Source organism: Curtobacterium poinsettiae (assembly GCF_047226435.1).
Classification (GTDB): Bacteria; Actinomycetota; Actinomycetes; order Actinomycetales; family Microbacteriaceae; genus Curtobacterium; species Curtobacterium poinsettiae.
On the sequence record NZ_CP178434.1, the window covers coordinates 679,131 to 689,939 of the forward strand.

General features: G+C 71.2%; 12 protein-coding genes, 1 tRNA gene and 1 pseudogene. 10 read left to right on the forward strand and 4 right to left on the reverse strand.

All coding sequences use genetic code 11. The annotated features are described in order from the left end of the window. Positions 1-370 precede the first annotated feature (370 nt). Positions 371-1,441, reverse strand: coding sequence for an NAD-dependent epimerase/dehydratase family protein (locus tag ACL00U_RS03265; protein ID WP_071251549.1), 1,071 nt, complete (start codon positions 1,439-1,441; stop codon positions 371-373). Continuing rightward, complete coding sequence (locus ACL00U_RS03270; protein ID WP_412873816.1) at positions 1,438-2,397, reverse strand: MTAP family purine nucleoside phosphorylase; 960 nt, start codon at positions 2,395-2,397, stop codon at positions 1,438-1,440. The genes ACL00U_RS03265 and ACL00U_RS03270 overlap by 4 nt, the downstream gene beginning before the upstream one ends. Before the next feature lie 106 nt (positions 2,398-2,503). Here ACL00U_RS03270 and ACL00U_RS03275 point away from each other — a divergent pair, with 106 nt between their 5' ends. The 8 genes and pseudogenes from ACL00U_RS03275 to ACL00U_RS03310 all read left to right on the forward strand — a co-directional run bounded on the left by ACL00U_RS03275 (position 2,504) and on the right by ACL00U_RS03310 (position 8,357). Next, complete coding sequence (locus tag ACL00U_RS03275) at positions 2,504-3,766, forward strand: molybdopterin molybdotransferase MoeA (protein WP_412873817.1); 1,263 nt, start codon at positions 2,504-2,506, stop codon at positions 3,764-3,766. After that, positions 3,763-4,290, forward strand: a complete 528-nt coding sequence (moaC, locus tag ACL00U_RS03280; protein ID WP_017886171.1) for a cyclic pyranopterin monophosphate synthase MoaC — start codon at positions 3,763-3,765, stop codon at positions 4,288-4,290. Before ACL00U_RS03275 ends, moaC begins: the two co-directional genes overlap by 4 nt. Continuing rightward, a complete protein-coding gene (locus ACL00U_RS03285) occupies positions 4,287-4,799 on the forward strand; it encodes a MogA/MoaB family molybdenum cofactor biosynthesis protein (RefSeq protein ID WP_259551823.1) in 513 nt (170 codons plus the stop codon). The genes moaC and ACL00U_RS03285 overlap by 4 nt, the downstream gene beginning before the upstream one ends. Next, positions 4,796-5,236 (forward strand): molybdenum cofactor biosynthesis protein MoaE, encoded by a 441-nt coding sequence (locus tag ACL00U_RS03290; protein ID WP_082509455.1) that lies wholly within the window; start codon positions 4,796-4,798, stop codon positions 5,234-5,236. The genes ACL00U_RS03285 and ACL00U_RS03290 overlap by 4 nt, the downstream gene beginning before the upstream one ends. Further along, positions 5,233-5,910, forward strand: a complete 678-nt coding sequence (locus tag ACL00U_RS03295; RefSeq protein ID WP_412873818.1) for a hypothetical protein — start codon at positions 5,233-5,235, stop codon at positions 5,908-5,910. The genes ACL00U_RS03290 and ACL00U_RS03295 overlap by 4 nt, the downstream gene beginning before the upstream one ends. Continuing rightward, positions 5,907-6,305: a PLDc N-terminal domain-containing protein gene (locus ACL00U_RS03300; protein WP_042537802.1), complete on the forward strand. Its 399-nt coding sequence runs from the start codon at positions 5,907-5,909 to the stop codon at positions 6,303-6,305. Before ACL00U_RS03295 ends, ACL00U_RS03300 begins: the two co-directional genes overlap by 4 nt. Before the next feature lie 204 nt (positions 6,306-6,509). After that, positions 6,510-6,978: pseudogene (locus ACL00U_RS03305) on the forward strand (ATP-binding cassette domain-containing protein); the annotation flags it as partial. A 23-nt stretch (positions 6,979-7,001) separates the two neighbouring features. Then, complete coding sequence (locus tag ACL00U_RS03310; protein WP_411512263.1) at positions 7,002-8,357, forward strand: ABC-F family ATP-binding cassette domain-containing protein; 1,356 nt, start codon at positions 7,002-7,004, stop codon at positions 8,355-8,357. 15 nt (positions 8,358-8,372) lie between these two features. On the opposite strand, the gene ACL00U_RS03315 is transcribed toward ACL00U_RS03310, so the two are convergent. Further along, positions 8,373-8,849: a VOC family protein gene (locus ACL00U_RS03315; protein WP_412873819.1), complete on the reverse strand. Its 477-nt coding sequence runs from the start codon at positions 8,847-8,849 to the stop codon at positions 8,373-8,375. Between the two features lie 47 nt (positions 8,850-8,896). Then, the gene (locus tag ACL00U_RS03320) at positions 8,897-9,391 is read right to left on the reverse strand and encodes a MarR family winged helix-turn-helix transcriptional regulator (protein ID WP_017886164.1); all 495 of its coding nucleotides are present in this window, start codon (positions 9,389-9,391) and stop codon (positions 8,897-8,899) included. A 79-nt stretch (positions 9,392-9,470) separates the two neighbouring features. Between ACL00U_RS03320 and ACL00U_RS03325 the strand changes: the two genes are divergently transcribed. Continuing rightward, a tRNA-Gln gene (locus ACL00U_RS03325) sits at positions 9,471-9,542 on the forward strand. A gap of 487 nt (positions 9,543-10,029) precedes the next feature. Continuing rightward, a complete protein-coding gene (locus tag ACL00U_RS03330; RefSeq protein ID WP_412873820.1) occupies positions 10,030-10,626 on the forward strand; it encodes a hypothetical protein in 597 nt (198 codons plus the stop codon). Positions 10,627-10,809: the final 183 nt, after the last annotated feature.

Sequence of the window (10,809 nt, forward strand, 5' to 3'; positions counted from 1 at the left end):
CGGATCGACGGGTCTGTCCTGGCATGTCCTCGACACAACACGACGATGCGCCGCGGGGTACAGGAAACTGCCGGGTCCTGGTCGTTCCGCGCGTTCGGTGCCGGCCGGGTCCCCAGTACGGGGGACAGGGTGCGTTCGTGTCGCGGGTGCGGGTGCCGGAAGACGCCGTCGTGTCGTCGAGACGCCGCCGAATGCGGCGGCGTCTCGCGCGCCAGGGGGCGTGTTGCCGACACGACGGCGTCCTGCGTGGCCGTGGTGGTGGGGACTGCGGACGGGAGGCGCGGGGCGGGGCCGCCACGGGCCTCCCGTCCGACGGCTGGTCGCGCTCTCAGGCGCCGCTCGCGGCGCGCGACCCGCTCGCGTGTTCCGGCTAGCGGACGGCGCTGCGGAGCGGAGCCGTCGCGAAGTCGCGCATGCCTGCTTCGAAGTCCACCTCGGCGTGCCAGCCGAGCTCGGCGGCGATGCGTGCCGAACTCGCCGTGACGTGGCGGACGTCGCCCAGTCGGTACTCGCCGGTGACGACCGGCTGCGGGCCGTCGGGTCCGGCGATCGCCGCGGCCATGTCGCCGATGGTGTGCACGGTGCCCGAGCCGACGTTGTACGCGCGGAAGGTGTCCGACGGCAGGTCGGCGGTCGCCGCGATCGAGGCGGCGTTCGCGCCGGCGACGTCGTCGACGTGCACGAAGTCGCGTCGCTGGGCGCCGTCCTCGAAGACACGGGGTGCCTCGCCGCGGGCCAGCGCCGAGCGGAACAGGGACGCGACACCGGCGTAGGGGGTGTTCGCCGGCATGCCCGGTCCGTAGACGTTGTGGTACCGGAGCGCGATTGCTCGGCCGCCCGTGGCACGCGCCCAGCTCGAGGCCAGGTGCTCCTGCGCGACCTTCGTCTGCGCGTACACGTTGCGGGGGTCGAGCGCGGCGGACTCGTCGATCAGGCCGGGCAGCAGGGGTTGACCGTCGGGCCCGATCGGGTCGAAGCGGCCGGCGTCGAGGTCCTCGCGGCGGCGGGCCGGCGGACGGGTGGGTTCGCCGGACGCGGTGGTGTACGCACCCTCGCCGTAGACGACCATCGAGCTGGCGACGACGAGCCGGCCGATGTCGTGCCGGTCCATGCCGGCGAGGACGTGGGCGGTGCCGGCGTCGTTCGACGAGACGTAGTCGGGGGCGTCCTGGAAGTCCACGCCGAGGCCGACCTTGGCGGCCTGGTGGCACACGACGTCGATGCCGTCGAGCGCAGCGTCGAGGGCGACCCGGTCGCGGACGTCGCCGTGCACGAACACGATGCCCTGCTGCTGGTGGGCGCGGATGACCTCGGCGGGGTCGCCGTGCACGTCGTCGCGCAGGGAGTCGAGGACGCGGACCTCGTGGCCGTCGGCCAGGGCACGACGGACGATCGCGGAGCCGATGAAGCCCGCGCCGCCGGTGACGAGGAGGCGGCTCATGCGGTCGCGCCCGTGGTGGCGGTGGCAGCGGGCTGGGCCTGCGTGGGTGTCGCACCCGTGGGCTGGGTCTGCATGATGCTGGCGCTCGCGCTGGTGGGGACGAGTTCGCGCGGGGTGAAGTCGTCGGGGATCGCGGCGACGATCTGACCGATGGCGCGGACGATGACCTCGTTGGCGCGAGCGAGGCGTTCCATGACGAGGGCGTGGGTGACGACGGCGCCGGCGTCGTCGACGCCGGGGCCGCTGGCTGCGGCTGCGGTGTCGGCTGCAGCTGCCGCGTCGGCTGCGGCTTCGTCCTCGGTCGGGGCCAGGCCGGCGTCGGCGTCGGTCACGAACGACAGGTTCACGGTCGCGATGCCGAGTTCCGCGGCGAGCGGCACCTCGGGCGTCATCGTCATGTTGATGGTGTGGCCGCCGGCCTGGCGGAGCCAGACGGACTCGGCGCGGGTGGAGAACCGGGGACCCTGGATGACGACGCACGTGCCGGTCGGGCGGAACGGCACGTCGAGTCCGGCGACGGCGTCGATAGCCGCACGGCGGAGCGTCGGGTCGAACGGGTCTGCGAAGGACAGGTGCTGCACGTCGTCCTCGAAGAACGTGTCGGCGCGGCCCCAGGTGCGGTCGATGAGCTGGTCGGTCACGACGAAGGTGCCCGGGGCGTAGTCGGGGTGCAGGCCGCCGACGGCGCTCGAGGACACGATCGCGCGGACGCCGAGCGAGCGGAGCGCCCAGACGTTCGCACGGTGGTTGATGCGGTGCGGGGCGACGGAGTGCTCTCGGCCGTGGCGGGTCAGGAACGCGACCCGTCGTCCGGACATCGTGCCGATGCTGATCGGGCTCGAGGTCGGGCCGAACGGGGTCGGGACGTCGAGCTCGTCGGCGGTGCCCTCCTCGAACAGCTGGTAGAGGCCGGAGCCTCCGATGACACCGATCGTCACGGCTTCGTCGTTCTCCACAGGTCCTCCGGTTGGTCGTCGGCGCGGGCTGCGCGCTGGATACGCTACTGACGGCGCCACCGGGCGAACCGGGAGCGGCGCCACCAACCCCTGTTCGGAGGCACCTGTGCGAACGATCGGTCAGCACCGCGACGACCTGGCGGCGTTGCTCGCGCCGGTGGTGGCGGGCCTCGGAGCAGAAGAACTGCCGCTCGACGAACTTGCGGGCGCGGGCGCCGGTGCGGGTGCCGGGTTCGCACACCGCGTGCTCGCGGCGGCCGTCCTGTCGCCCGTTCCGCTGCCGCCGTTCGACAACAGTCAGATGGACGGGTTCGCCGTGCGGGTCGCCGACGCCGGGCAGCAGGTCCGGGTCGTCGCCCCGATCCCGGCCGGCGTCATGCCCGAGCCGCTCGAACCCGGCACGGCAGCGCCGATCATGACCGGAGCGCGGATCCCGACCGGCGCCGACGCGGTGTTCCCGGTCGAGGCGACCGAGCCGGGCGCGTTCCCGGCGGCGCTCGAGCTGCCCCGGGTGACGGTGCCCGCTGACCTGACCGCCGGCACCTTCGTGCGGGTCACCGGCAGCGATCTGCCCGCCGGCGCCGAGCTGGCTCCGGCCGGTTCTCCGATCACGCCGGCGTTGCTCGGGGCACTGGCTGCTGCCGGGGTGACGACCGTCTCGGTTCGCCGAGCGCTGCGGGTCCTCGTCGTGTCGACCGGGTCCGAGCTGCAGGGTGCCGATGCCGACGCGGCGACCATCGGTGACGCGAACGGCATCGCGCTGCGGGCCGCCCTGGCCCAGGTCGGAGCGGACTCCCGGGCCGTCCGGGTGCCCGACCACGTCGCTGCCTTCGACCAGGCACTCGATGCGGCCGTGGGGGACTGGGCCGACCTCGTGCTGACCACCGGGGGCATCAGCGCCGGGGCATACGAGGTCGTGCGACAGGCGCTCGAACCCCGCGGGCTCGCGGTGACGCCGGTCGCGATGCAGCCCGGTGGGCCGCAGGCGTTCGGCAGCGTCGTGTTCGGTGCGGGCGGGGGCGTCGACGCTCTTGCTGGTCGTGCCGTTCCGGTCGTGTCCTTCCCCGGCAACCCGGTGTCGGCGCTCGTCTCGTTCGAGGTGTTCCTGCGCCCCCTGCTCGCCGCGGCCGTCGGGCTCACGGCGGACCGGCCCACGCAGGTCCTGCCCGCAGCGTCCGCTGCCGGGTCACCCGCCGGCAAGCACCAGGTCCGTCGCGGCCGGGTGCAGGACGGGGCCGTGCACTTCGTCGGTGGGCCGAGTTCGCACCTGCTCGTCCACTACGCCGCCGCCACCCACCTGGTGCACGTCCCCGTCGGCGTCGACACCGTCGAGGTCGGCGACCCCCTGACCGTCTGGAGCCTCCGATGACCGAGCAGTCCCTGTCCGACCCCGTCTCGTCCCGAGCCCAGGCCGACGCCGAGTCCGACGGCCTGTCGCACGTCCGCGCCGACGGCAGTGCGCACATGGTCGACGTCTCCGCGAAGGACGTCACCGACCGATCGGCCACCGCCACCGCCACCGTCGTCACCCGCCCCGACGTCGTCGCACGCATCCTCGACGGCTCGCTGCCCAAGGGCGAGGTCGTCGGCACCGCCCGGATCGCCGCGATCATGGCGGTGAAGAAGACCTCCGACCTGATCCCGCTGTGCCACCCGCTGCCGATCGCCGGCGTGCAGGTCGACATCACCGGCTCCGACGACCGCGTGCTGATCGAGGTGTCGGTCCGCACGACCTCGCGCACCGGCGTCGAGATGGAAGCCTTGACGGGGGCGAGCGTCGCCGCCCTGACGGTGTACGACATGGTGAAGGCCGTCGACCGAGCGGCCGTGATCACGGACGTGCGCGTGCTCGAGAAGCACGGCGGGCGCTCCGGGGACTGGAGCAATCGATGACCGCCGAGCCGACCAGGGGCCGGGCCGCCGTCGTCGTGGTGTCCACGCAGGCCGCCGCCGACCCCGCACTCGACCGCACCGGACCCGTCATCGTCGACTGGCTGCGCGACCGCGGGTTCACCACGAGCGACCCGATCATCGTCCCCGACGGCGGCGCGATCACCGAGACCGTCACCGCCGAACTCCTGGCCGACGCACGTGTGGTCATCACCACCGGCGGCACCGGGGTCACCCCGACCGACCGGACCCCCGAGTCGGTGGCGGGGCTGATCGACCTCGAACTACCCGGCATCACCGAGGAGATCCGTCGACGCGGGCTCACGGGTGCCGGCCCCACCGCGCTGCTCACCCGCGGCGTCGCCGGGGTCACGAACGCCGGTTGCCTGCTCGTCACCCTGCCGGGGTCGCGCGGTGGGGTGTCCGACGGGCTCGCCGTGCTCGACGGTGTGCTCGACCACGTCGTCGCCCAGGTGCACGGCGAGGGCCACGCCCCGCGGAGCGCCTCGTGAGCAGCACCGAGGCCGCCGCACGGGTCGTGCTCGCCGACGTCGTCGACCGCGACATCAGCGTCGACGAGGTCGCAGCCGTGGTGGCCACCGAGCAGGACGGCGCCGTGGTGACCTTCGCCGGCATCGTCCGAGACCACGACGGTGGCAAGGGCGTCACCGCACTCGACTACGAGCGGCACCCCAGTGCCGACGACGTCATCACCGCGGTCGCCCGGACCATCGCCGAGGACCACCCCGACGTCCGGATCGCCGTCCTGCACCGCGTCGGGGCGCTCGGCATCGGGGACGTCGCGCTCGCCGCAGCGGTGTCGTCGTCGCACCGGGCGCAGGCGTTCGCGGCGTGCGGTGCCCTGGTCGATCTCGTGAAGGAGCGCGTGCCGATCTGGAAGCACCAGCGGTTCACCGACGGGACGGACGAGTGGGTCGCGGCGCTGTGACATCTGCCGAACGGCCGAACGCCGGACTGACAGCGGTGGAACGCCGGTGGGTCGAGGCCGAAGAACGCGCTCGCGCCGTCTCGGCGAAGTCCCCGGGTGCCGTCCTGCAGGTCCGTTGGTTCGTCCTGGCGACCGTGCTGGTGTTGGTGGTGCTCGGCGTCGGGGCGATCGTCCTACCCACCGGCTCCGACGCGCGCTTCGCCCTCTCGGCGGCGGTCGCCGCACTGGGTTTCGTGGCCGGTATCAGTGAGGCCGTGCAGGTCGGCATCCGCCGGAGACGGAACGGGGTGGCAGCTCGTCCTGCGCCGATGCTCGCGCCGTTGCAGCAACGCGAACAGCGCGCGGTGACCGCGGCTGCAACCGGGCGGCGCGCTGCCCCCGCCGACCGGCTGGCGATCGTGCGGGCTCGAGCCGTCGAACTCGCCGACGGCACCGGCCTCCAGCTGACCGTGGGACTCGTCGCCGTGTGGGCGGCGGTCGCGTTCTCCGGCGTCACGTTCTGGCCCGTCTACCTGGCGGGTGGCATCGCCGCCGCGGGGCAGCTCGCATGGACGGCACGGTCCGCGGTGCTCGCACGCCGGTACCTCGACGCCGACCCTGTGCACCTTCGCAACCACGACGCTCGTTCGGGGAATGGTGACACTCCAAGCGGATCCATAGAATCGCGAACATGAGCGTCTTGCTGCCCGGGATCACCGTCATCCTGCTGGTCTTCGCCCTGATCGACATCCTGACGAAGACGGATGACCAGATCCGAGGCCTGCCGAAGATCGCGTGGGTGATCCTCGTGATCCTGGTCCCCGTCGTCGGCAGCATCGTCTGGTTCGCCATCGGCCACGACTGGGCTCCGGGCGAACGGAACCACGGTCGCTACATCGAGCCGACCCGCCACGAGGACCGCTACGCCACCCTCGGCGACGCCCGCAGTGCCCACGGCGCCAAGCGCGTCACCGGTACCGAGCAGGAGCTCGCCGAGCTCGAGCGCGAGATCGAGTACTGGGAGGCGCAGGCCCGCCTGAAGCGCGCGAAGGAAGCCGCGGGCGAGGGCGACACCGCTCCCGCGAGCTGACGCGGCCCTCCAGGCCGACGCACCGTGCGCGGTCTGTCGACTGGTGCGAGGTTGCGCGCTCCTTGTGCCGCTACAAGCTCGCACCGAGCGGGCCACCTCGCACCACTCGAGCAAGCGCGCACCGTGCGACGAGTCGGCCCCAACGACCCGCTCCAATCACCCGCCCCGCACCCACCACCCCGCCGCGCCACCTACCCTTGACGCGTGGCACATCTCCTCGGCGCCGAGAACCTGCATCTCGAGTTCCCCACCAAGGTCGTCTTCGACAACGTCACCCTCGGCATCGACGAGGGCGACCGGATCGGCGTCGTCGGCCGGAACGGCGACGGCAAGTCGACCCTCCTCGCACTGCTGTCCCAGCGCCTCGAGCCGGACGGCGGCCGCGTCACGCACCGCCGCGGGCTGACCATCGGCTACCTGGACCAGCGCGACATCCTGCCCGAGGGAGCGACCGTCGGCAGCACCGTCGTCGGCGACCTCGAGGAGCACGAGTGGGCCGGTGACCCGAAGATCCGCGACATCATCGGCGGTCTGGTCTCCGACATCCCGTGGGACGTCAGCGTCGACGAGCTGTCCGGTGGGCAGCGTCGCCGTGTGGCACTCGCGCGGCTGCTGGTCGGCGACTGGGACGTGTTGTTCCTGGACGAGCCGACCAACCACCTGGACGTCGAGGGCATCGAGTGGCTCGCCGGGCACATCAACCGCCGCTGGTCGTCGAACCAGGGCGGCATGGTCGTCGTGACGCACGACCGGTGGTTCCTCGACGCCGTGTCGACCGACACGTGGGAGGTCCACGACGGCGTCGTCGACCCCTTCGAAGGTGGCTACGCCGCGTACATCCTGCAGCGCGTCGAGCGTGACCGGCAGGCTGCCACGATCGAGCAGCGTCGCCAGAACCTGGCCCGCAAGGAGCTCGCGTGGCTCCGCCGCGGCGCCCCGGCCCGCACGAGCAAGCCGAAGTTCCGCATCGACGCGGCGAACGCCCTGATCGACGACGTCCCGCCGATCCGCGACACCGTCGCCCTGTCCCGGACGGCGACCGCGCGCCTCGGCAAGGACGTCGTCGACCTGCTCGACGTGAGCGTCTCGTTCGACGGCACGCAGATCCTCGACCGCATCGAGTGGCGTATCGCACCGGGGGAGCGGACCGGCATCCTCGGCCCGAACGGCGCCGGCAAGTCGACGCTGCTCAACCTGGTCTCCGGCCGGCTGCAGCCGACGAGCGGTCGGGTGAAGACCGGCAAGACGGTGCAGGTCGCGGTGCTCGACCAGCAGCTCGCCGACCTGCAGCAGTTCGCCGACGATCGCGTGCGCGAGGTCGTGGCCCGCAAGAAGACGAGCTACGTCGCCGACGGCAAGGAGATGACGCCGTCGCAGCTGCTCGAGCGGCTCGGCTTCACCTCGGAGCAGCTCTCCACGCCCGTCAAGGACCTGTCCGGTGGGCAGAAGCGGCGCTTGCAGCTCATGCTCATCCTGCTCGACGAGCCGAACGTGCTGATCCTCGACGAGCCCACGAACGACCTCGACACCGACATGCTCGCCGCCATGGAGGACCTGCTCGACACCTGGCCCGGCACCCTGCTGGTCGTCAGCCACGACCGGTACCTGCTCGAGCGCGTCACCGACCAGCAGTACGCCGTGCTCGGCGGGCACCTGCGCCACCTGCCCGGCGGCGTGGACGAGTACATGCGTCTGCGCGAGGCCGGCACCGGTGGAGGGACCGCCTCTGCGGCTGCCGCCGCGTCTGCCGGGAGGCCCGACACCGTGGGCGGGACCGGTTCGGCCGGTGCCGTGGCCGGGTCCACTGCCGCTGGTGCGTCCGCCCTGTCGGGCGCGGACCGGCGAACGGCCGAGAAGGAGATGTCGGCGCTCGACCGGAAGATCGCGAAGGTCGGCGCGGACCGCAAGAAGCTCCTCGACCAGTTCGCGACGCACGACCAGTCCGACTACGCCGGGCTCGGCGAACTGCAGTCGAAGCTCGGTGCGCTCGAGGCCGAGGTCGAGCAGCTCGAGGAGCGCTGGCTCGAGGTCGCGGAGCTGCTCGGGGTCTGAGCCGGACTGAGCGGACTACTCGACGGACGCGGGGTCGACCGCGTCCTGGTCGCTGTCCGCCGGTGTGGCGTCCTCGGGGGCTCCACCGCCGGGGTTCGCCACGACCTCCCACAGGTGCCCGTCCGGGTCCTGGAAGAAGCCAGACCACATGCCCCACGGGCGCGTGTACGGCGGCTCGAGCATCGTGGCGCCGGCTGCCTGCGCCCGCTCGAGGAACGCCTCGGCCTCGGCCTGACTGCTCGTGAAGTGCCCGATCGTGCTGCTCGGTGCCGTGGCCAGCTGCACGCCGGAGTCCTTCGCCATGTCGTCACGCGCGTAGACGCTGACGATCAGCCCGTCGTCGAGGGTGAACATCGCCGTGGTGCCGCCGGCCTGCGTCTCGGTGGCGGGGTACTCGGTGCCGATGACGCCACTGCCCTCGATGCCGAGCAGCGCGCGGTAGAACTCGGCCGATCGAGCGACGTCGGCGACGGCGAGGGTGATCGCGTGCATGCGCCGCACGCTACGCCGGGTCCGCTCGGCCCGCGTCCCGCTTTCGGTCAGTCCCCGAGACCCAGGATGAGTCGGCGGAGCAGCCCGGCCAACTGACCCTGCTCGTCGGCGGAGACCCCGGACAGGATGTCGCGCTCGGCGGCCAGCAGGTCTGCGATCGCCGCGTCCACCGCCACCCGGCCCTGGCTCGTCAGCGAGACGAGGATGCCGCGGCCGTCCTTCGGGTCGGTCCGTCGGCCCACGAACCCCCGTGCCGCCAGACGGTCCACCCGGTTCGTCATCGTGCCGCTCGACACCAGGGTCTGCTGCAGCAGGGTCTTCGGGCTCAGTTCATACGGCTCACCCGCCCGCCGCAGGGCCGACAGGACGTCGAACTCCCACGGCTCCATGTCGCTCGCGTCGAACGCGGTCCGCCGGGCGCGGTCCAGGTGCCGGGCGAGCCGGTCCACGCGGGACAGCACCTCGAGCGGGCCGAAGTCGAGGTCGGCACGCTCACGACCCCACGCCGCGACGATGCGATCGACCTCGTCCTCATGCGGCATCCCTCCATCTTGGCCGAACCCGGAGCGGACAGCCAGCCTCGTCGGTCGTGGGAGGATGGAGGAGCACCTGCGGGTGCGTTCCGCCTTGGTGTAATGGCAGCACGACGGCCTTTGGTGCCGTTAGGTCCGGGTTCGAATCCTGGAGGCGGAGCGGGGACCACGCCGGTCAGGTCGCTTCACCTCGACCGTGCAGCTCGAAGCCGTGAGATCCGGGTTCGAATCCATGGTGAGCGTCATCGGCGCCAAGTTACGGTTCCTGCGTGAATTGCCTGCAACATATCGACAACGTCGGCGCTGGTGATTACACCAGCAAACAGGAGTGCCGCCAGGAGTGACACCGTCAATGCGATCAACGCTGAGCCGCATAAAAGAAGGACTGTCGCTAAAGCGGCTGGAACTCTAATGCTCAGGCCGGCGAGCGCAACGTGGAGGTGTTCGGTTCGCAGTGCGCCGAGCGCCGCCCCGCGCCGCTGACTCTTGCTCTTCTTCGCCACAGATCGCCTCCTCTAAGTCTCATCGCTCAGCTTTCAGCAGCAGGTCAGCTCGGACACCCCAACGTGCAACGCTTGGCCCTCACGCACAACGATGTAGGGAGTCGTACAACGCTTAACGGCTCGACGAGCAGTTACGCTCCCCCTATGGGGACCGGACTGGGCACGGTGCAGCGTGAGGTGCTGCGAGCGTTCGATGCCGCGGGGCTCCCTCTTAGAGATCGAGGCGTGTGGTTCGACCTCCGTGCGCTCGGATTGTTGAATGGCGTTGAGACGCCCGCGCGAAGCGAGGCGGTCCGCAGAGCGGTTCGGTCTTTGGTGGTCCCGGGGCACATAGAAGAGGCCTTCGTCCTCGCCGCGGCGGGCGGACCAGATATTGGCCGCAGGTGGCTGAAGGTGATCCGGCCTCGTCTACTCGAGCTTGAGCGGTTCGATCTGGACGACCATCTAGAAGAGATTGCCGGCTCGCGGCTTCAACTCGTGCTCCACGATCATGTGACTCGCGATGCGACTTTTATACTTCAAGCGGCACGGGACTGTCAGCGTTGCTACCGCGCCGTGGGCCTTCTTGAGGGGCACCTCGCGGCGGTCCGTGGCCCAGGCATGTACCTGCCCGACGACGAGAACCTCAGCGGCGCGCCTCGTCTCCCTGTAGGAGGCTTCTACGGTGAGTTCCAGAATCGGTGGCGAAGCGTCCTGATCCAGCGCACCTCGGGCTACGGTGTTACTAGTTGGAAGCGCTGACCTTTGAGGACTTAGTCCATATCGCTGCGGAGCGTAAAGCTCCAAGGTGTCAAGACGAGCGGCACAAGCCCGCGCTACGTGGCTCGACGCGGACGAGCAGGCTGAGCGCCGCGGCGAGTTCGTTCCGGCGTCGCCGACACATGCACGTGTCTGCGACGCCGGAACTGGCGATTCACCAGGTGT